The sequence below is a fragment of the Geothrix edaphica genome (genome assembly GCF_030268045.1).
In the GTDB taxonomy this organism is placed as follows: Bacteria; Acidobacteriota; Holophagae; order Holophagales; family Holophagaceae; genus Geothrix; species Geothrix edaphica.
Genome location: NZ_BSDC01000001.1, coordinates 1,322,108 through 1,343,598 on the forward strand (window position 1 = coordinate 1,322,108; position 21,491 = coordinate 1,343,598).

At 65.3% G+C, this 21,491-nt stretch carries 16 protein-coding genes; 8 read left to right on the forward strand and 8 right to left on the reverse strand.

Annotated elements, in window-relative coordinates:
* Positions 1–32 precede the first annotated feature (32 nt).
* The gene (locus QSJ30_RS05945) at positions 33–2,993 is read left to right on the forward strand and encodes a TonB-dependent receptor (protein WP_285607418.1); all 2,961 of its coding nucleotides are present in this window, start codon (positions 33–35) and stop codon (positions 2,991–2,993) included.
* A 62-nt stretch (positions 2,994–3,055) separates the two neighbouring features.
* Complete coding sequence (locus QSJ30_RS05950; RefSeq protein ID WP_285607420.1) at positions 3,056–3,826, forward strand: TIGR00282 family metallophosphoesterase; 771 nt, start codon at positions 3,056–3,058, stop codon at positions 3,824–3,826.
* 9 nt (positions 3,827–3,835) lie between these two features.
* Here the strand turns inward: QSJ30_RS05950 and aqpZ are convergent, their stop codons facing one another.
* The 3 genes from aqpZ to QSJ30_RS05965 form a co-directional block, all read right to left on the reverse strand.
* Positions 3,836–4,513: an aquaporin Z gene (gene aqpZ / locus QSJ30_RS05955; protein ID WP_285607427.1), complete on the reverse strand. Its 678-nt coding sequence runs from the start codon at positions 4,511–4,513 to the stop codon at positions 3,836–3,838.
* 76 nt (positions 4,514–4,589) lie between these two features.
* Positions 4,590–5,405 carry a hypothetical protein gene (locus tag QSJ30_RS05960; RefSeq protein ID WP_285607429.1) on the reverse strand — a complete coding sequence of 272 codons (816 nt, stop codon included), beginning with the start codon at positions 5,403–5,405 and terminating at the stop codon, positions 4,590–4,592.
* A gap of 2 nt (positions 5,406–5,407) precedes the next feature.
* Positions 5,408–5,764, reverse strand: a complete 357-nt coding sequence (locus QSJ30_RS05965; protein WP_285607431.1) for a hypothetical protein — start codon at positions 5,762–5,764, stop codon at positions 5,408–5,410.
* A gap of 53 nt (positions 5,765–5,817) precedes the next feature.
* Here QSJ30_RS05965 and QSJ30_RS05970 point away from each other — a divergent pair, with 53 nt between their 5' ends.
* The 3 genes from QSJ30_RS05970 to QSJ30_RS05980 all read left to right on the forward strand — a co-directional run bounded on the left by QSJ30_RS05970 (position 5,818) and on the right by QSJ30_RS05980 (position 8,502).
* A complete protein-coding gene (locus QSJ30_RS05970) occupies positions 5,818–6,504 on the forward strand; it encodes an HAD family hydrolase (protein WP_285607433.1) in 687 nt (228 codons plus the stop codon).
* A 143-nt stretch (positions 6,505–6,647) separates the two neighbouring features.
* Entirely contained in the window at positions 6,648–7,505 is an 858-nt protein-coding gene (locus QSJ30_RS05975; RefSeq protein ID WP_285607435.1) for a 3-hydroxybutyryl-CoA dehydrogenase, read from the forward strand.
* A gap of 73 nt (positions 7,506–7,578) precedes the next feature.
* On the forward strand, positions 7,579–8,502 hold the full coding sequence (locus QSJ30_RS05980) for a class I fructose-bisphosphate aldolase (protein ID WP_285607436.1): 924 nt from the start codon (positions 7,579–7,581) through the stop codon (positions 8,500–8,502).
* A 56-nt stretch (positions 8,503–8,558) separates the two neighbouring features.
* Here QSJ30_RS05980 and QSJ30_RS05985 read toward each other — a convergent pair whose 3' ends face one another.
* The 3 genes from QSJ30_RS05985 to QSJ30_RS05995 form a co-directional block, all read right to left on the reverse strand.
* Positions 8,559–10,127, reverse strand: coding sequence for a peptide chain release factor 3 (locus tag QSJ30_RS05985; RefSeq protein WP_285607438.1), 1,569 nt, complete (start codon positions 10,125–10,127; stop codon positions 8,559–8,561).
* A gap of 105 nt (positions 10,128–10,232) precedes the next feature.
* Positions 10,233–12,305: a S9 family peptidase gene (locus QSJ30_RS05990; protein WP_285607440.1), complete on the reverse strand. Its 2,073-nt coding sequence runs from the start codon at positions 12,303–12,305 to the stop codon at positions 10,233–10,235.
* Positions 12,306–12,441: 136 nt separating this feature from the next.
* Positions 12,442–14,820 carry a sodium-translocating pyrophosphatase gene (locus QSJ30_RS05995; protein WP_285607442.1) on the reverse strand — a complete coding sequence of 793 codons (2,379 nt, stop codon included), beginning with the start codon at positions 14,818–14,820 and terminating at the stop codon, positions 12,442–12,444.
* Between the two features lie 446 nt (positions 14,821–15,266).
* On the opposite strand from QSJ30_RS05995, the gene QSJ30_RS06000 reads away from it, so the two are divergent.
* The 3 genes from QSJ30_RS06000 to QSJ30_RS06010 are packed head-to-tail and all read left to right on the forward strand — an operon-like array spanning position 15,267 to position 18,698.
* Positions 15,267–15,962, forward strand: coding sequence for a succinate dehydrogenase cytochrome b subunit (locus QSJ30_RS06000; protein ID WP_285607444.1), 696 nt, complete (start codon positions 15,267–15,269; stop codon positions 15,960–15,962).
* 16 nt (positions 15,963–15,978) lie between these two features.
* Positions 15,979–17,898, forward strand: coding sequence for a fumarate reductase/succinate dehydrogenase flavoprotein subunit (locus QSJ30_RS06005; RefSeq protein WP_285607446.1), 1,920 nt, complete (start codon positions 15,979–15,981; stop codon positions 17,896–17,898).
* Between the two features lie 11 nt (positions 17,899–17,909).
* Positions 17,910–18,698, forward strand: a complete 789-nt coding sequence (locus QSJ30_RS06010) for a succinate dehydrogenase/fumarate reductase iron-sulfur subunit (protein WP_285607447.1) — start codon at positions 17,910–17,912, stop codon at positions 18,696–18,698.
* Between the two features lie 79 nt (positions 18,699–18,777).
* Here the strand turns inward: QSJ30_RS06010 and tatA are convergent, their stop codons facing one another.
* The gene (gene tatA, locus QSJ30_RS06015; RefSeq protein ID WP_285607450.1) at positions 18,778–18,963 is read right to left on the reverse strand and encodes a twin-arginine translocase TatA/TatE family subunit; all 186 of its coding nucleotides are present in this window, start codon (positions 18,961–18,963) and stop codon (positions 18,778–18,780) included.
* Between the two features lie 117 nt (positions 18,964–19,080).
* Positions 19,081–20,970, reverse strand: a complete 1,890-nt coding sequence (locus tag QSJ30_RS06020) for an APC family permease (RefSeq protein ID WP_285607451.1) — start codon at positions 20,968–20,970, stop codon at positions 19,081–19,083.
* Positions 20,971–21,491 lie beyond the last annotated feature (521 nt).

The window sequence follows — 21,491 nt, forward strand, 5'->3', positions numbered from 1 at the left end:
AGGATATTCTTTTGGGCATGGAGGAACTTCTCATGCGATCTAGGCATTTCAGCAGCTCATCTCTCATGGCCCTGCTGGTGGCAGCGGCTCCCATCATGGCCCAGGGTGTGTCCACCCAGCTGGGTGGCCGGGTGTTGGACACCAAGGGCGGGGCCATTGCCGGCGCCACAGTGGTCATCCGCAACACCGAGACCGGGCTGACCCGCACCCTCCAGACCAGCAGCGAAGGCCGGTACATGGCCACCCTGCTGCCCGTCGGCCCCTATACCGTCAGCGTCACCAAGTCCGGCTTCCAGACCGCCAGCAACGTCAAGGTGAACCTGAACCTCGGTGATGCCGCCCCCCTGACCATCCGTCTCGCCGCCGAGACCGGCGCCGTGGTGGAAGTGGTCGCCGCCAGTGCTGCCGTGGACACGGAGCGCGCCAGCGCCGCCGCCATCATCTCCCCCGACAACCTCACCAACCTGCCGGTGCTCAACCGCAACTTTACGAACCTGGCCACCCTGTCTCCCCAGGTGGTGGTGGACAGCAGCCGCGGCAACCTCGCCATCGCCGGCCAGCGCGGCGTCAACACCTCCATCAACATCGACGGCGGCGACAACAACGAGCCCTTCTTCGGCGGCGCCACCGGCGCGGCCGAGGGCAAGACCCCCTTCACCATCTCCATCGAGGCCATCCGCGAGTACCAGGTGGTCACGGACGGCGCCAGCGCCGAGTTCGGCCGCATGGGCGGTGGCTACGTGAACGCCATCACCAAGAACGGCACCAACGAGCTCAGCGGCAGCCTCTTCTACTACATGCGTCCCCGGGGCTGGGTGGAGGCCGGTCCGACCCTGCGCCAGCCCAACGGCACCACCACCACCAACGCCGTGGGCGACTTCAAGCAGGAGCAGTTCGGCTTCAGCGTCGGCGGTCCCATCCTCAAGGACAAGCTCTTCTATTTCGTCGCCTACGACGCCCAGCGCTACAAGTCCCCCATCAACCAGGTCTGGGGCGGCAACACTCCGGTGGCCCTCGATCCCACCCTGCCCGGCCAGGCCAATGACGCGGTGCTCCTCGCGAAGGGCGGCAACTACTCGAACAAGCTCGATTCGGACGTCTACTTCATCCGCTTCGACTGGAACCCCACCGTCGACCAGAGCATCCAGTTCCGGGTCAACCACTCCAGCTTCAAGGGCGTCACCGGCGCCGGCACCATGGCCGCCTCCGAGAACCTGGCCTCGGACGACGTGAAGACCGACGCCTACGTCCTCCAGTGGAACTGGGTCATCACCGGCAACTGGATGAACGAGTTCCGGGTGAGCCACACCAAGGACGACATGCCCCGGTCGACCTACTCGAAGATCCCCGAGGTCAGCATCAGCAACGTGGGCTTCTACGGGGCCTACCCCTTCGATCGCACCTACAACACCAAGCGCACCCAGTACCAGGAGAACATCAGCTACGTGACGCCCACCTTCCAGGTGAAGGCGGGCGTGGACTACAACGACATCAACGTCTCCGAGTTCTTCGCCGGCAACTGGCAGGGCGTCTACCAGTTCAGCTCCCTCGCCAACTTCCGCCTGGGCAACTGGTCCTACTACCGCCAGAACTTCGGCCTGAACGGCCCCGTCCAGCAGGCCGGGCTCTTCGACACCAGCTACAAGCAGATGGCCGCCTTCATCCAGACCGACTGGCGCATCACCGACACCTTCAAGCTCGGCGTGGGCGTCCGCTGGGACCGCCAGGAGAACCCGGACTTCCCGATCCTCGACATGAGCAATCGGCTCGCGAACCCCATGCCCGTGACCGGCAAGATCCCCACGGACAGCCAGTTCTCCCCCCGCGTGTCCTTCACCTGGACACCCGCTTTCGATCAAGGCAAGACCGTCTTCCGGGGCAGCGTGGGCCGCTATGTGAGCACCACCCCCGCCGTGTTCCTCTACCAGGCCTTCGCGGCCAACGGAATCCGCACGGGCTCCAAGGACTTCCAGGCGTCTGAGGCCGCCACCTACGGAATCCCGCGCGGCACGGCCTTCAACGCCGCGAATCCGTACTGGATCTCCGCCATGCCCGCTGGGGTGACCCTGTCCGGGTTCAACATCTGGACCTTCAGCCCCGACTTCAAGAACCCCTACACTGACCGCGTGAACATCGGCGCCGAGCGCCCCTTCTTCGGCGATCTGGTGCTGGGCCTGTCCGCCACCTATGCCCGAGCCAAGCAGTTGGAGCGCACGGCGGACCTGAACCTCGGCACCCCCACCGCGAACGCCTCCGGCCGCCTCATCTATCCCAGCACCATCAGCGCTTCCGGTGCCTACACGGCGGTCCGCCCCAATACGGCCTACGGCACCATGGGCATGTATCTGTCCGATGCCACCAGCCAGTACCATGCCTACACCGCCAGCCTGAAGTACCACAAGGACGGCAGCCCCTTCGATGCCCAGCTCTACTACACCTACTCCATCAACAAGGACAGCGACTCCAACGAGCGCAACTACTCCGGCATCGGCATCCAGGACCAGGGCAACCTGGGCGCGCAGTGGGGCTACGCCGACACGGACCGCCGTGAAGTGCTCACCGGCTACTTCAGCTTCCTCGACAAGCAGGTGACGGGCATCCTGACCTCCGTCTCCCTCCGCTACCAGACCGGCACCCCGTACACCTTGACCTACGGCACGGATGTGAACGGCGATGCGAACAGCACCAACGACCGCTACTTCCAGAACGGGGTGGACACGGGCCGCAACACTCGGCGGGCCGGATCCTTCCTCACCATGGACCTCGGTCTGCGGCGCGACTTCTTCTTCACCAAGCGGATCAAGATGACCCTGTCCCTGGACGTGTTCAACGTGCTGAACCGCCAGGACACCTACCTGTCCTACCGGACGCCCTCCGTGGCCAACCCCTCCACGGTCGATGCGACCAGTCCGGCTCTCACCCAGCAGCAGAACTGGACTGGCGGCGCCACCTCCGCCCGCCAGATCCAGGTTGGCGCCCGTTTCGCCTTCTAGCCCCACCCGCATCACCCAAGGGCGGCGCACCAGCGCCGCCCTTTTTCATTTACCCTGGTTCCATGAAGATCCTGGCGCTGGGCGATGTGGTGGGGGAACCGGGACGCCGGCTGGTGGAGGCCTTCGTGCCTGTCCTGCGGCGGGAGACCGGGGCCGATCTGGTGGTGGTGAACGGCGAGAATGCCGCGCATGGCCATGGCATCACCGACACCATCGCCCGGGAGTGGTTCGACCGCTTCGGCGTGGACGTCATCACCACGGGCAACCATGCCTTCGATGTGAAGGGTATCGAGGCCTACTTCCGCCAGGAACCTCGCATCCTCCGGCCCGCCAACCATCCGCCCGACACGCCCGGCAACGGCTGGGTGAAGCTGCACACGCCCTCCGGCGCCGAGGTCCTCGTCATTAACCTCATGGGCCGGGTGCACATGCCCGCCTGTGACTGCCCCTTCCGGGGGGTGGATGCCATCCTCCAGAAGGAACGCGCCGACCTGGTCATCGTGGACATGCATGCTGAGGCCACCAGCGAGGCCCAGGCCATGGGCTACCACCTGGAGGGCCGGGCCGCGGCCGTCCTGGGCACCCACACCCACGTGCCCACTTTGGATGCCAAGGTGCTGCCCGGAGGAACCGCCTACGTGACGGACATCGGCATGACCGGGCCCTATGGGGGCGTCATCGGCATGAAGAAGGAGGCTAGCATCGGTCGCTTCCTCAGGGTCCAGCGCCCGAAGTACGAAGTGGCCGAGGGCGACCTCCAGCTCCACGCCGTGCTGGTCACCACGGAAGGCCGCAAGGCGACCGGCATCGAGCGGATCCTCAGACGGCTCTGAACCGTTCCGTTAGTCCTCCAGCTTCGGGAACAGCCAGCCCGCCAGGGCCGCACCGAGGAGGGGCGCCACCCAGAAGAGCCAGAGCTGGCCGAGGGCCCAGCCGCCCACGAACAAGGCAGGCCCCGTGCTGCGGGCGGGGTTCACCGAGGTGTTCGTCACCGGGATGCTGATGAGATGGATCAGGGTGAGGCAGAGGCCGATGGCGATGGGCGCGAAGCCCGGGGCCGCCTTCCGGGCGGTGCTGCCCAGGATCACCATGAGAAAGAAGAAGGTCATCACGACTTCGGTCAGGAAGGCCGCGCCCAGCCCGTACTTTCCGGGGGAGTGCTCTCCGAAGCCATTGCTGGCGAAGCCGCCGATGGAGGCGCCGTTGCCCGTGGCGATGACATAGAGGATCAGGGACGCGGCCACGGCCCCGAGTACCTGGGCGACCCAGTAGCCGGCGATGTCCTTGTAGGGGAAGCGCCCGCCCACCGCCAGGCCCAGGGTCACGGCCGGGTTCAGATGGCACCCGGAGATGGGCCCGATGGCAAAGGCCATGGTCAGCACCGTGAGGCCGAAGGCCACGCTGACACCGTGCAGGCCGATGCCCACGCCCGGGAAGCCGGCGGCCAGCACCGCGCTCCCGCACCCTCCCAAGACCAGCCAGAGGGTTCCAAAGAATTCCGCCACAAGCCGCTTGCTCACAGTGCCTCCCTTGGGAAGAAACGGGGTCGTCGATCGGCAGATCCGGCCCAGTCTAGTCGCCCCGGGGCGGAAGGAGTCAAGAAAGTCGGGTCCAACCCTCCAGGAACAGCCCGAACATGGGATCCACGGCCATCTTCTGCTCGATGAGGACCCGGATCTGGGCCTCCTCGGCCTCCAGCTGCTCGGGCGTCAGGTGGCCGGAGAGCGTCATGGCGCGCAGCCACACCAGGAAGGTGGTGAGGGCGTCGAACTGGTTGTAGCGCACGATGCCGGCGATGTCCCCCGCCCGCCAGAGGTCGATGACACTCTTGCCGTCGGTGCCCAGCTTGCCGGGAATGCCGCAGGCCGTGGCCAGCTCGTGGAGCGTGGACGAGGCCTTGCCCCAGCTTCCCGTCACCTCCCGGAGGTCGATGTGCTGGTTGCCGTAGCGGTCGAAGAAGTCGCCGGGGGCCCACTTCTCGGCGCTGCGGCCCAGACCCGGGATGGACAGGCGGTGGACCATGCCCCGCTGCACCAGGATGGGCAGGTCCGCATCCCGCGAGTTGAAGCCCACCAGCTGGGGCTTCTTATCCCCCAGGGCCACCAGGAAGCGGCGCAGCAGGTCATCCTCAGCCAGGGCCTCCGGTCCCTCCGGCAGCGCGAAGAGCTTGTGCTGGACCTCGCCGTGCCGCACCGTGCGGATCACCGCGGCGATGGACACCACGCGGCAGAGGATGGTCTTGAGGTAGGGCCGGGGCTCCGCCTCCGTGGCGCCGCCGTACGCCCACAGGCGCTCCGTCACCTCCTCGTCGGGCATGTCCTTCGGCAGGTCGAGCACGCGCCGTCCCGTGGCCGGATCCGGCACCCACTCGGCATCGAAGGCGAAGATCTGGTGGTGCGGGGGACGCAGCATGGCTACTTCTCCAGGGCCCACTTGCCCCCGCCACCCACCGCGCAGGCCAGGCCTACGAGCAGGCGGAAGAGGGCGGGCAGGTTCGACAGGGGACCGGCACCATGGATCCAGCCATGAACCAGTGGCCAGCCCAGCACGGCCACGAGAAGGCCGCCCACCAGAGGCACCCAGATCCCGAGAAGGATCAGGGCGCCGCAGACCAACTCACCCAGGGCCAGGCCCCACGTGGAGGCATGGGCCATGGTGATGGCCCCGTGGGCGCGGCGGAGCACCTCGAAGCCCTGCACCACCGCCATGCCGCCCACGGCGAGGCGGAGCAGGAAGAGGGCCCAGTCGGTGCGGGTCTTGGAAGCGGCCATGAATACCTCGGGAAACATCCATTGTAGGCTGGGGATTCTCCACGGAAACCGCCATGCGCCCCACCCTCGCCTTCGACGCCGACGACACCCTCTGGCACAACGAGACCCTCTATGCCGAGACCCAGGAGGCCTTCCGGGCCCTGCTGCACCCCTTCCACGACGATGCGTGGATCGACGCCCGCCTCCACGTCACGGAGATGCGCAACCTCCGCCGCTACGGGTACGGCATTAAGGGCTTCACTCTGTCCATGATCGAGACGGCCCTCGAACTGACCGAGGACCGCCTCGACGGCGCGGGCGTCCGAAAGGTGCTGGAACTGGGCCAGGCCATGCTGGACAGGCCCGTGGAGCCTCTGCCCGGCGTGGCGGAGGTGCTGGCGGAACTCGCCGGGACCTTCGACCTGATGCTGATCACCAAGGGCGACCTCTTCGACCAGGAGACCAAGCTGGCGAAGTCCGGCCTCGGCCACCACTTCTCGCGGGTGGAGATCGTCTCCGAGAAGGACGAGGCCACCTACACGGCCCTTCTGGCACGCCACGGCCTTCAGCCCGGAGCCTTCACCATGGTGGGCAACTCCGTGAAGTCGGACATCCTGCCCGTGCTGGCCCTGGGCGGCCGGGCTGTCCACATCCCCTACCACCTGACCTGGGCCCATGAGGTGGTCGCCAGTCCGGTGGAATCCCCCTTCCCGGTGCTCGAATCCATCCGGGACCTGCCGGCTCTCCTCGCAGGCTGGTGACCCCTTCCTCCGCTATGATTGGGGGTTGGAGGATTCCCAATCTCCGCATCCACTCTGCGGATACGCGAGACCTCTCCCGACAAGGGCTTTGAAGCCCCACCATACGCATCCCCCTGATCATCATTTCCAATGGAGAGGTCGTTATGAGCATCCAGAACATCGGCGTCATCGGTGCGGGCCAGATGGGCAACGGCATCGCCCATGTCTTCGCCCAGGCTGGCTTCAGCGTGCTGATGCAGGACATCAGCGAGGCCTTCGCCGCCAAGGGCGTGGCCACCATAGACAAGAACCTCCAGCGAGGCGTGGACAAGGGCAAGATGACGGCCGAGGAGAAGGCCGCCGTCCTGGGCCGGGTCCGCACCACCACCAAGCTTGAGGATCTCGCCGGCTGCGACATCGTCATCGAGGCTGCCACGGAGAAGTGGGAGGTCAAGAAGCAGATCTTCGAGACCCTCGACAAGGTCTGCAAGCCCGGCGCGATCCTGGCCAGCAACACCAGCAGCATCTCCATCACCAAGCTGGCGGCCGTCACCAAGCGCCCCGAGGCCTTCATCGGCATGCACTTCATGAACCCCGTGCCGGTCATGCAGCTCATCGAGGTCATCCGCGGCCTGGCCACCGGCGACGCCACCTTCGACGCGGTGATGGAGCTGTCGAAGAAGCTGGGCAAGACCCCCATCCACTGCAACGACTTCCCCGGCTTCGTCAGCAACCGGGTGCTGCTGCCCATGATCAACGAGGCCATCTACGCGCTGTACGAAGGTGTGGCCTCGGTGGAGAGCATCGACGGCATCATGAAGCTCGGCATGAACCACCCCATGGGCCCGCTCACCCTGGCGGACTTCATCGGCCTCGACACGTGCCTCTTCATCCTCAACGTCCTGCATGAGGGCCTAGGCGATCCCAAGTACCGCCCCTGCCCCCTGCTCATCAAGTACGTGGACGCGGGCTGGCTCGGCAAGAAGAGCGGCCGCGGCTTCTACGACTACAGCAAGGCCTGATTCCAGTCCTGGCGCAAGCCAAGCCGGCCATTTCCAGGTAGAATGGCCGATTGAATCCATGTGAGGTGCCCTCATGGCCACGGCCAAAGTCCGCGAGATCCTATCCTGGTACAGCTCCGAAAACCCCGGCGTGAAGGCCAACCTGGCCCGGCTCATGAACACGGGCCGCCTCGCCGGCACCGGCAAGTTCGTGATCCTGCCCGTGGACCAGGGCTTCGAGCACGGCCCGGCCCGCAGCTTCGCTCCGAACCCCGGCGGCTACGATCCACGCTACCACGTGGAGCTGGCCATCGAGGCCGGGTGCAACGCCTACGCCGCACCCCTGGGCTTCATCGAGCACGTGGCCTCCGACTACGCCGGTGACATCCCCCTCATCCTCAAGCTCAACAACAGCGACAGCCTCAGCAAGGGCCATGAGCCCTGCAGCGCCATCACCGGCAGCGTGGAGGACGCCCTGCGCCTGGGCTGCGCCGCCATCGGCTACACCATCTACCCCGGCAGCGGCGACCGCAACATCCAGTACGAGAACCTCCGGGAGCTGATCCTCGAGGCCAAGGCCGTGGGCCTGCCCACCATCGTCTGGTCCTACCCTCGCGGAGCGGGCCTGAGCAAGGACGGCGAGACCGCTGTGGACGTGGCGGGCTACGCGGCCCAGATCGCGGCCCAGCTCGGCGCCCACATCATCAAGGTGAAGCCGCCCAAGAAGCACCTGGAAGTGAAGGAGGCCGCCGCGACCTTCGAGAAGAACGGCATCGCCATCGATACCCTCACTGACCGCGTGAAGGAGGTGGTCCGCAGCGCCTTCGGCGGCCGCCGCATCGTGATCTTCAGCGGCGGCGAGGCGAAGGGTACCGAGGAGGTCCTCAAGGAAGTGGCCGAGATCGCCGCAGGCGGCGCCTCGGGCTCCATCATGGGCCGCAACGCCTTCCAGCGGCCGAAGGCCGAGGCCATCCAGCTGCTGCATGCGGTGATGGACATCTTCGCGAAGGTCAAGTAGTCGATTGGAACGCCGCGCATTCCGGGCATGAACAACGGCGCGAAAGCGCCGTTGTTCTATTTGGGCGGGTGTTCCAGGAACGTCAGGCCCGGACATTTCTCCGCCGTGGTCCGGCGCTGCCAGTCGTTCTCGAAGAGGATGGCGGGGTTGCCCTCGACGTCCTCCACCAGCTCGCCCCAGTAGCGGCTGGGCTCGGGCCAGCCGCCCTCGATCCAGCGGGCCATCTGGAAGCCACGAGGCTCCAGCAGCACGGGACAGGCGTACTCGTCCTTGAGGCGGTGCTGGAGCACCTCGAACTGGAGGCGGCCGATGGCGCCGAGGATGGGCAGGGGCGCGCCGCCCTTGGGCCAGAAGACCTGCACCACGCCTTCCTCTGCGATCTGGCCCAGGCCCTTGAGGAAGCCCTTGCGGGCGCCGGGATCGGCGAGGCGCACGGACGCGAACTGCTCGGGCGAGAACCGGGGCACGGCATGGAACTCGATGGCCCCGGCGGCGCTCAGCACGTCGCCGATCCGGAAGAGGCCGGGATTGATGAGGCCCAGGATGTCGCCGGGGTAGGCCTCGTCGACGATCTGCCGCTCGCGGCCGAAGAACATGTGGGGGTAGTTCAGCTTGATGGACTTCTTCTCGCGCACGTGCAGCGCATCCATGCCCCGGTCGAACTTCCCGGACACGATGCGGGCGAAGGCCACGCGATCCCGGTGGGCCTTGTTCATGTTGGCCTGCACCTTGAAGACGAAGGCCGTGAAGGCCTGCTCCGGCCCGATCTCCCCTCCGTTCATGAGGGGTCGCGCGCCAGGAGCCGGCGCCAGGTCCAGGAACTCTTCCAGGAACTCCGCCACACCGAAGTTGTTCACGGCGGAGCCGAAGAACATCGGGGACTGCTCCCCCCGGAGGAAGGCCTCCCGGTCAAAGGCCGGCAGCACGTGATTCATGAGATCCACATCGTCCTTGAGCTGCTGCAGCTCGGCTGGCGTGAGCAGGGCCGCGATCTCCGGATCGTCCAGCCCCCCCTGCCCCGCCACGCGGGCCTTCCGGCCCGCCTTGGCCCGCTCGAAGACCTGGATCTGCCCCGTGGCGCGAACGTAGACCCCCTTGAAGTCCGTGCCGGACCCGATGGGCCAGGTCATGGGCACGGCGTGGAGGCCGAACAACTCTTCTACCTCGTCGATCAGCTCCACGGGTTCCCGGCCCGGGCGGTCCAGCTTGTTCACGAAGGTGAAGATGGGGAGCTTCCGCTCGCTGGCCACGCGGAAGAGCTTCTTGGTCTGCTCTTCCACGCCCTTGGCGCAGTCCAGCAGCATCACCACGGAATCCGCCGCCGTGAGGGCCCGGTAGGTGTCCTCGCTGAAGTCCTGGTGGCCCGGGGTATCCAGCAGGTTGATGGCCCGGCCCAGGTACTCGAACTGCATGGCCGCCGAAGTGACGCTGATGCCTCGTTCCTGCTCGATGCTCATCCAGTCCGAGTGGGCCGCCGCCCCGCCCTCCCGGGCCTTCACGCTGCCCGCCCGGTCGATGGCACCGCCATAGAGCAGCAGTTTCTCCGTCAGCGTGGTCTTGCCCGCGTCGGGGTGCGAAATGATGGCGAAGGTGCGCCGCCGCTGGATCTCTTCAGAAAGGGACATGGGCTTCCGGACATAGAAAGGCGCGGCGATTGCCGCGCCCCCTTATTCTAATACGCTTTTCCCCTCTCCAAAGGGCGCGAACGCGCCCTTTGGAGCCGGGAACGGCTACTTGGTGATGCCGACCTGCTTGAGCATCCACGCCGTCTCGAAGGCCTTGTCCTTCAGGGCGTCGTAGCGGCCCGAGGCACCGCCGTGGCCGGCGGGGTCCATCTTGATCTTCAGGAGCAGGGGGTTGTCGTCGGTCTTGAGGGTGCGGAGCTTGGCCACGTACTTCGCGGGTTCCCAGTACATCACCTGGCTGTCGTTGAAGCTGGTGGTGACGAGGATGGCCGGATAGGCCTTCTTCGCCAGGTTGTCGTAGGGACTGTAAGCCCGCATGTAGTCGAAGGCGGCCTTCTCGTTGGGGTTGCCCCACTCGAGGTACTCGCCCACGGTCAGGGGCAGGCTGGCGTCCATCATGGTGTTCATGACGTCCACGAAGGGCACCGCGCTGTGAACGGCCTTGAAGAGGTCGGGTCTCAGGTTCGTGACTGCGCCCATAAGCAGGCCCCCGGCGCTGCCGCCCTCGATGACGAGGCGATCCTTGCTGGTCCATTTCTCCTTCACCAGGAAGTCCGCGGAATCGATGAAGTCGGTGAATGTGTTCATCTTCTTCATGAGCATGCCGTCGTCGTGCCAGCCTTCGCCCATCTCGTTGCCACCCCGGATGTGGGCGATGACGTAGACCATGCCCCGGTCCAGTAGGCTCAGGCGCGGAATGGAGAAGCCCGCGGACATGCCGAAGCCATAGGATCCGTAGGCGTAGAGGAAGAGGGGCGCGCTGCCGTCGCGCTTCACGCCCTTCTTGTAGACCACGGACAGGGGCACCTTCGCGCCATCCCGGGCCGTGGCCCAGAGGCGTTCCGTGGCGTACTGGGACCGGTCATAGCCGCCCAGGACTTCGGTTTCCTTGAGCAGGGTCTGCTTCCCGGTGGCCATGTCGCAGTCGTAGATGCTCTGGGGCGTGACCATGGACTGGTAGACGAAGCGGAAGGTCTTGGAGGTGTACTCGGGCGTCCCCCCGGGGGAGGCCGCGTAGACGGACTCGGGGAAGGCGACCTTCCGCCAGGTGCCGGTCTTGAGGTCCCGGATGCGGAACCGCTCCAGACCCTGGCTCTTCTCGGCCACCACCAGGAAGTCCCGGAAGGGCTCGATGCCTTCGAGCAGCACGTCGGCCCGGTGGGGGATGAGGACCTTCCAGTGCTTCGGATCCGGCGTGGCCGCGGGAGCAGTGACGAGGCGGAAATTCTTCGCGCCCTTGTTCGTGCGGATGTAGAAGGTCCCGCCTCGGTGCTCCACATCGTACTTGTGGCCCTTCTCCCTGGGGAGCAGGACCTTGAAGGCGGCTGTGGGCTTCGAGGCGGCCAGATAGCGGGTCTCCCATGTATCGGTGGACTGGCTTTCCATCAGGAGATACTTGTGGTCCTTGGTACGCCCCACGAACACCCGGTAGAGTTCGTCCTTCTCCTCGAAGACGAGCTCGGGCGCACGGCCCGTGAGGTCCAGGCGCAAGAGCTGGTTCGAGCGCTTCGTGCCCGAGTCCTCGGTCGTGAAGAACACGTGCCGGCCATCGCTGGCCCAAGTGTAGGAGGTCACCCGCTCGGCCAGGGGGCCGCTCGCCCGACCCGTGGCCAGGTCCTTGGTGAAGAGCTGATACTGGCGGAATCCCGTCGTGTCCGTGCTGTAGAGCAGGGTGCGGTCGTCATCGCTGACGACGAGGGGACCCAGCCCCAGGAATTTCAGGCCCTTGGCCAGCTCGTTCTGATCGAGCAGGACTTCCTCGGCGGCCTTCCCGTCGTAGACGCCGTCTTTCCCGGCCTTCCTCCGGCACTGGATGGAGTACTGCTTCCCCTCCTCGGTGCGGGAGTAGTAGTAGAAAGCCCCGCGACGCACCGGCACGCTGAGGTCGGTCTGCTTGATGCGGCCCAGCATCTCCTTGTAGAGGGCCTCGGAGAAGGGCTGGAGGTCCGCCGTCATGGCCTGGGTGTAGGCGTTCTCCGCATTCAGATAGGCCACCACCTCGGGGTTGCTCTTCTCGCGCAGCCAGAACCAGGGATCACTTACCTTTTCGCCGTGCCAGAGGTCCGTGTGTTCCTTCTGGGGCGCAGTCGGAGGCTTCAGGGCAGGATCGGCAGCCATGAGATTCCCGCAAGCAAACAGGACCAGGGAGATGTGAAATAATCGTCGCATAGATAGGACCTCACGATACAAGGTATCACACAAGGAGGGACCCCGCAGGGTCCCTCCTTGATGCATCGCCTTACTGGAAAAACGCCTATTTCGTCTCGACGGTGGGAATGCGCATGCCGTAGAAGGAACGCCACACGAAGACCGTGGACACCAGGAAGAAGACCAGGGCCGCGATGTGGGCGGTGACCGGGTTCAGGCCGATGGCCAGTTCCACGGCCAGCAGGCCGAAGAGGGTCGTGAACTTGATGACCGGGTTCATGGCCACCGAGGAGGTGTCCTTGAAGGGATCGCCCACGGTGTCGCCTACGACGCAGGCATCGTGGAGCTCGGTGCCCTTGGCCTTGAGTTCGGTCTCCACGAGCTTCTTCGCGTTATCCCAGGCGCCACCGGCATTGGCCATGAAGATGGCCTGGTAGAGACCGAAGACGGCGATGGAGATCAGGTAGCCGATGAAGAAGAAGTGGTTCAGGCAGGCGAAGGCGAGTGTGGAGAAGAACACGGCCAGGAAGATGTTGAACATGCCCTTCTGCGCGTACTGGGTGCAGATCTCCACGACCTTCTTGGAGTCCTCGACCGAGGCCTTTTCGGCGCCGGCATCGAGCTTGATGTTCTGCTTGATGAATTCCACCGCGCGGTAGGCGCCCGTGGCCACGGCCTGGCAGGCCGCGCCGGAGAACCAGAAGATGATGGCGCCGCCGGTGATGAGGCCGAGGAGGAAGAGGGGGTTGATGATGGACAGGCCCTCGACCACCTTCAGGACGCCGAACTTGCCGTTCAGCACCTGGATGATGGAGAAGATCAGGGTGGTGGCGCCCACAACCGCGGTGCCGATGAGGACGGGCTTGGCCGTGGCCTTGAAGGTGTTGCCGGCGCCGTCGTTCTCTTCGAGGAACATCTTGGCTTCCTCGAAGTCGGGCTTGAAGCCGAAGTCCTTCTGGATCTCCGCCTCGATGCCGGGGATGGTCTCGATGGTGGAGAGCTCATAGACGGACTGGGCGTTGTCGGTCACGGGACCGTAGGAGTCCACGGCGATGGTGACGGGGCCCATGCCCAGGAAGCCGAACGCCACCAGGCCGAAGGAGAAGATGGCCGGGGCATCCATGAAGCCGGCCAGCCCGAAGGTGGAGACGTAGTAGGCGGCGCCCATGAGGGCGACGATGGTGAGCCCCATCCAGTAGGCGGAGAAGTAGCCCGCCACGATGCCGGAGATGATGTTGAGGGAGGCGCCGCCCTCCTTGGAGGCCGTCACGACCTCACGCACATGGCCGGAGTTGGTGGAGGTGAAGGCCTTCACCAGCTCGGGGATCAGGGCGCCGGCCAGGGTGCCGCAGGTGATGATGGTCGAGAGCTTGCACCACAGGTGGTCGGGCAGGTTCCCGATCAGCACGTAGGACAGGACATAGGTCATCACGATGGAGACGATGGAGGTCAGCCACACCAGGGTGGTGAGGGGCACCTCGAAATCGAACTTGGCGGCGGCGCCGTACTTCGCCTTCGCCCAGAGGCCGTTGATCCAGTAGGAAGCCGCCGAGGTGACGATCATGCCCACGCGCATGACGAAGATCCAGACCAGCAGGGAGACCTGGATGGCGGGATCCTTGACGGCGAGCAGGATGAAGGTGATGAGCGCGACGCCCGTGACGCCGTAGGTCTCGAAGCCGTCCGCCGTGGGGCCCACGGAGTCGCCGGCGTTGTCGCCCACGCAGTCGGCGATCACGCCGGGGTTGCGGGCGTCGTCTTCCTTGATCTTGAAGACGATCTTCATCAGGTCGGAGCCGATGTCGGCGATCTTGGTGAAGATGCCGCCCGCGATGCGCAGGGCGGCGGCGCCGAGGGACTCGCCGATGGCGAAGCCGATGAAGCAGCGGCCTGCCGCGTCACCGGGGACGAAGAGCAGGATGGCGAGCATGAGCACCAGCTCCACCGAGATGAGCAGCATGCCGATGGACATGCCGGCCTTCAGGGGGATCTCCATGGTCGGGAAGGGCTTGCCGCCCAGGCTGGCGAAGGCGGTGCGGGAGTTGGCGAACGTGTTGATGCGGATGCCGAACCAGGCCACGGCCACGGAGCCGAGGATGCCGATGATCGAGAAGAGCAGGATCACGATCACTTCCGGCCAGCTCATCTGCGGGGTCGCCAGGTACTTGAAGTAGGCGATGATGACCAGTGCGATGAAGCTCCAGAGGAGGGCGATGAACTTGATCTGGGTCAACAGGTAGGTCTTGCAGGTCTCATAGATCAGCTCGGAGATCTCGAGCATGGACTTGTGGACCGGCAGCTTCCGGATCTGGGAGTACTGGACGAGCCCGAAGCCGATGCCCAGCAGGCAGATGAAGAGGCCGATGAGCAGCAGGTTGTGGCCCGTCATGCCCATGAAGCTGCCCTGCAGGGCGGGGATCTTCAGTTCCGCCTCGCCGCCGGCGAAGGCCGGGGTGGAGAGCAGCAGGGCGAAGAGCGCCGTCATCCCCCCCTTGAAGAGTCTGGTCGATGCCAGAGAGTCAAGGAGACGTTTCATCGTCACCATCGTTGTTCCTCCAGTTGGGTTAAGGAGAGGGAGACTGCAAAAAGGAGCGGCTGGGAACGGGACGAATCATGGTGGCCTGCGCTAAATCGGCACGAGCCCCCACCCGGGGGCGTTCCACCAAAGATCATGTCTAGATCGGGCTTCATTTTAGCTGATCGGGGATTGTCACTGCAAGGCTCCAGCCCTGGGGACCCGACCGGGGCTCCATCCGCCTGGCAGCCGAAGATGCACATTGTCACAGCTTGCCTTGCGCCAGCATTACCGCTTGGGAATCGAGTACCGTCCGAAGATAATCGGGTCAGATATGGCCCTGTCATTGAAAGCGGGCCCCGCCGTCTGCCGCGGGCGCTCCGATCCACCTCCCCGTTTTTCAAAGGAGTCCCCCTATGTCCGTTGCTGAACAGAGCATCGCGGGCGCGGAAGCACGCGGCCACGGTTTCCTGGCGTCCTCGGTCGGCCGCAAGGTCGTCATGGCGGCCACCGGCGTCATCCTCTTCGGATTCGTCACCGTCCACATGCTGGGGAACCTGACGTCCTACATGGGCGCCGAGGCGATGAACCACTACGCCGAGTTCCTGCACACCATGATCCACGGCATGGGCATCTGGGTGTTCCGGGCGGTGCTGCTCACCGCGGCCGGCCTCCACATCTGGGCCGCCGTGTCCCTCACCCTCGACAACCGCGCCGCCCGCCCCGTGGGCTATCGCAACCAGCACACCCAGGCCTCCACCTGGGCGTCGCGCACCATGCGCTGGAGCGGGTTCATCCTCGCCGCGTTCATCGTCTACCACCTCCTGCACCTGACCACGGGCACCGTCCACCCCGCCTTCGATCACTCGAACCCCTACGCGAACTTCGTGAACGGCTTCAAGGTCCCCGCCGCCGCCGGCTTCTACATCGTGGCCCAGCTCTGCCTCGGCCTGCACATGTGGCACGGCGTGTGGAGCTGCACCCAGAGCTTCGGTCTGGCCCATCCCCGCTACGACAGCCTGCGGCGCAATTTCGCCACCGGCCTGACCGTCCTCGTGGTGGGCGTGAACATCTCCTACCCCATCGCCGTCCTGACCGGCTTCATCCACTGATCCCAGGGAGCGCTCCATGGAACTCAATGCCCGAATCCCAGACGGCCCGATCGACAAGAAGTGGGAAAAGCACCGCTTTGATCTCAAGCTCGTGAATCCGGCCAACAAGCGCAAGTACAAGGTGCTCGTGGTGGGCTCCGGCCTCGCCGGCGGCGCCGCCGCCGCCTCCCTCGCCGAGCTCGGCTACGAGGTCGAGTGCTTCTGCTACCAGGACAGCCCCCGCCGGGCCCACTCCATCGCGGCCCAGGGCGGCATCAATGCCGCCAAGAACTACCAGAATGACGGTGACAGCGTCTACCGCCTCTTCTACGACACGGTCAAGGGAGGCGACTTCCGCGCCCGCGAAGCCAACGTGCACCGCCTGGCCGAAGTCAGCAACAACATCATCGACCAGTGCGTGGGCCAGGGCGTGCCCTTCGCCCGGGAATACGGCGGACTGCTGGACAACCGCTCCTTCGGCGGCGCCCAGGTGAGCCGCACCTTCTACGCCCGCGGGCAGACCGGCCAGCAGCTGCTCATCGGCGCCTACCAGGCTCTGGAGCGCCAGATTGGCCTCGGCAAGGTGAAAATGTTCCCCCGCCACGAGATGCTGGAAGTGATCGTCGTGGACGGTGTGGCCAAGGGCATCGTGACCCGGGACATGGTGACCGGCGAGATCGAGTCCCATGTGGCCGACGCGGTCTGCCTGGCCACGGGCGGGTACGGCAACGTCTTCTACCTCTCCACCAACGCCAAGGGCTGCAACGGCACCGCGGTCTGGCGCGCCTACAAGAAGGGGGCCGCCTTCGCGAACCCCTGCTTCACGCAGATCCACCCCACCTGCATTCCCGTCACCGGCGACCACCAGAGCAAGCTCACGCTCATGTCCGAGTCGCTGCGCAACGACGGCCGCATCTGGGTGCCCAAGCGCAAGGAGGACTGCGGCAAGCCCGCCTCCGAGATCCCCGAGGAGGATCGCGACTACTACCTGGAGCGCAAGTATCCCTCGTACGGCAACCTGGCCCCCCGCGACGTCTCCAGCCGAGCGGCCAAGCAGGTCTGCGACGAGGGCCGCGGCGTCGGTCCCACCCGGCTCGGCGTCTACCTCGACTTCAGCGATGCCATCAAGCGCCTGGGCGCCGCCAAGATCGAGGAGAAGTACGGCAACCTCTTCGAGATGTATGAGCGCATCACCGACGAGAATCCCTACAAGACGCCCATGCGCATCTTCCCTGCCAGCCACTACACCATGGGCGGCCTGTGGGTGGACTACAACCTCATGAGCACCATCCCCGGCCTCTTCGTGCTCGGCGAAGCCAACTTCTCCGACCACGGCGCCAACCGCCTGGGCGCCTCGGCGCTCATGCAGGGCCTGGCCGACGGCTACTTCGTGATCCCCTACACCATCGGCGGCTACCTGGCCGGCATCAAGCCCGGCACCCGCATCAAGGCCGATGATCCGGCCGTGAAGTCCGCAGAACAGACCGTTTCGGACCGCATGACCAAGCTCATGTCCATCGGCGGGAAGGAGACCCCGGACCACTTCCACCGCGAGCTGGGCAAGGTCATGTGGGAGATGTGCGGCATGGGTCGAAACGAGGCCGGGCTCAAGAAGGCCCTGGAACTGATCCCGAAGATCCGCGAGGAGTTCTGGACGAACCTCCGCATCCCCGGCAGCGGCAACGACCTGAACCAGTCCCTCGAGACGGCCGGCCGCGTGGCCGACTTCCTGGAAATCGGTGAGCTGATGTGCCTGGATGCCCTCGAACGCCGCGAGTCCTGCGGCGGCCACTTCCGCGAGGAATGGCAGACCGCGGAGGGCGAGGCCCTGCGTGACGATGAGAACTTCGCCCACGTGGCCGCGTGGGAATACAAGGGCGAAGGGCAGGCTCCGGTGCGCCACACCGAGCAGCTCACCTTCGAGAACGTCCACCTCGCGACCCGCAGCTACAAGTGAGGATCTGAGCCATGTCCAAGCACCTCAATCTCACCCTTCACGTGTGGCGGCAGAAGAACGCCAAGTGCGACGGCAAGTTCGTCGAGTACCCCGCCGAGAACATCAGCCCTGACATGTCCTTCCTGGAGATGCTCGACATCGTGAACGAGGGCCTCATCCGCAAGGGGGAGGAGCCCATCACCTTCGACCACGACTGCCGTGAAGGCATCTGCGGCACCTGCAGCATGGTGATCAATGGGCGCCCCCATGGCCCCCGCGAGCGCACCACCACCTGCCAGCTGCACATGCGCAGCTTCAAGGACGGCGACAGCGTCACCATCGAGCCCTGGCGCGCCGAGGCCTTCCCGGTCATCAAGGACCTGATGGTGGACCGGGGCGCCTTCGATCGCATCATCGCCGCCGGCGGCTTCATCAGCGTGCCCAGCGGCTCGCCCCAGGATGCCAACGCCATGCCGATCCCCAAGGAGAAGGCTGAGCTCTCCATGGATGCCGCCGCCTGCATCGGGTGCGGCGCCTGCGTGGCCGCCTGCCCCAATGCCAGCGCCATGCTGTTCCTGTCCGCCAAGGTCACCCACCTGGGCCTGCTGCCCCAAGGCCAGCCCGAGCGCTACATCCGCGTCCGCGACATGGTCGCTCAGATGGACGCCGAGCAGTTCGGCACCTGCACCAACCACGGCGAGTGCGAAGCCGCCTGCCCCAAGGGCATCAAGATGGAGAACATCGCGCGCATGAACCGCGACTTCATCAAGGCCAGCCTCACCTACCGTCCCGCCAGCACCAGCGGCGGCGGCGCGGGCTGACCCCGGCCCGATCCACCCAAGAAGCGCCCGGCCCAGCCGGGCGCTTCTGTTTTCAACCCTTCCAACTCTTCCGGTGGGGCTATTTCTTGTCCTTCTCGTCCGTCAGATCCTCCTTGACCGAGTCCGTCAGCTCGCGGCTGGCCTTCTTGAATTCCTGGATTCCCTTGCCCAGGCTCTTCCCGAGTTCCGGGAGCCGGGACGGCCCGAAGAAGATCAGGAGCGCGAGGCCGATCAGCAGGATCTCCATCGGTCCGAGGTTTCCCATAACAGCCTCCAGTGGATCAATAGGGGGTCGGTGGTCGGTTCAGCTCGCCCTGGAACGGGAGAAGAGGGGCACCGGTTCCAGGGGGGCGAGAATACCCTGCCGGCACCGGGTTGTCGCCTACTCCACCAGCGGCTCCACGTGGTAGGGAATCGAGATCACGATGATCTTGGGCATGAGGAGCAGCGTGCCCTTGATCCTCATGGCGGTCTGGTTGTGCAGCAGGTTCGCCCACCAGTGCCCGGTGACGAACTCGGGAAGGATGACCGTGATGGTGTATTCCGGCTCCGCCTGCCGCATGCGCTCCAGCTCGTTCACGATGGGCTCGACCACCTTCCGGTAGGGGCTCCGGATGGCCCGAAGGGGAATCCCCTCGCTGTACCTCGGCCAATCCGACCGCAGTTTGTCGAGCATCGCGCTGTCCCGGCCGTGCTCATCCGTGAAGTCGACGGTCAGCGCCTCGACTTCGCCGTGTTCCGCGATGACCTTCGCGTAGTTCAAGGACTGCACCACGCCGGCATGGATGCCGGACACCAGCACGACCACCCGGTTCCGGCGGGGCCCGATAAAATCCACGCGGCTCGCAGCAAGGATCGACTTGATGCGGATGTAGTGCCGGTGGATGTTGAAGAAGGTCATGACCATCAGGGGCACGAGCACGATCACGATCCAGGCCCCGTGGGCAAACCGCGTCACGGCGATCACCAGCATGACGACGAGCGTGGTCACGGCCCCCAGCCCGTTGATCAGCGCCTTCACCTGCCAGCCCCTGCCCTTGAGACGGAACCAGCGGCGGACCATGCCGGCCTGGCTGATGGTGAAGCCGAGGAAGACTCCCACGGCATAGAGGGGCAGCAGGTGATCTTCCTTCGCGCCGAAGAGCAGCACCAGGAACCCGGCCGCCAGCGACAGGATGAAGATCCCATTGGAGAAGACCAGGCGATCCCCCTGGCTGGTGAACTGGCGGGGCAGGAACCCGTCCCGGGCATGGAGCGCCGCCAGGCGGGGAAAGTCCGCATAGGCCGTGTTCGCCGCCAGGACCAGGATGGCCATGGTGAAGCCGGTGGTGGTGAGGTAGACCAGCTTCGCAAAGCCGTGTTCGGCGCCGCCCAGAACGGCCCGGGTGAGCTGGGAAAGCAGGGTTTCCGAGGCATCCGGGTGGTAGGTGAGGCCGTAGTGATTGGCCAGGTACGTGATGCCGAGGAACATCAGACCCAGGATGATCACCATCGAGGTCATGGTCTTGGACGCGTTCTTTGACACGGGCTCCTTGAAGGCCGTCACACCATTGCTGATGGCTTCCACGCCCGTGAGGGCCGTGCAGCCCGCGCTGTAGGCCCGCGCCAGCAGCCAGAGGGCGGCCAGCTTGGTGGTGCCTTCCATGTGGACCGCAGCGGTGTGCACGACCACGGCCTGGCCCGTGGCCACATTCCAGAAACCCTTGAGCAGGAGGCCCATGATGCAGATCACGAAGCCGTAGGTGGGGATGGAGAAGACCGTCCCGCTCTCCTTCACGCCCCGCAGGTTCATCAGGGCGATGAATGCGATGAGGCCCTCGGCGAGGAAGATGCGATGGGCCTCAAATCCCGGGAAGGCCGAAACGATGGCCGAGACTCCCGCTGAGACGGACACAGCCACGGTCAGGATGTAGTCGATCAGCAGGGAGGCCCCGGCGGTCTGGGCAGCGACCTCGCCCAGGTTGTCCTTGGCCACCAGATAGGCGCCGCCACCGCTGGGGTAGGCGTGGATGGTCTGTCGGTAGCTCACGTTGAGGACCAGCAGCAGGCCCACGATGCCCAGGGCCACCCACCACGACCAGCCAAGCACGCCCGCGCCGTAGATGGCCACGGCCGCCGTGAGGGGCGCCATGATCTCCTGGGTGGCGTACGCGACCGACGACAGCGCATCCGAACTGAACACCGCCAGGGCGATGGGGTTGCTGATCTTGGTCTCGTGGCTTTCTTCGCTGGCGAGGCGGCGGCCCAGGAGCAGCGTTCTGTAATTGGGCATGCCTTGGTTTCCTGGGTTTGTTGGGCCATCAGGGTTGGGCCAGACAGAGTGACGACACTAACGACCCGGTTGACCAAGGCCGGGCCCAGCCAGCCCATAGAGTGGCCAAATGGGTGTTAAGAAGGCGTTAGGAATTCAGACCAAACCCCTGGCCTCAACGGCAACTTAACGGATCTGCCCTGACTCCTAACAGCGCCTTAACGCCGGTCGCAACCATGCTGTTGGACCGGCTGCCCTTCAGAAAGCGGGCAGCCCGACCCATTTCACCCTGTCCGTGCAGGGCGGATCCACCGCAGGAGTCATCGTGCACCTCGTGATGCCTTGGTTTCTCCCCCTAGCCTCGTTCGCCGCGTGGTTGGGCATCCGAGCCGCGCGCGACCTACGAACCGAGGGAGAAACCGGGCGAAGGAGTGCCTGGTGGATGCTGATCCTGATGTTCCTACCCCTCTTCTTCTGGCTGATAGCCCAATTCATATCCGCCTAAGGACACCTTCAATGAACGCTTCCCTTCTCATCGCTTC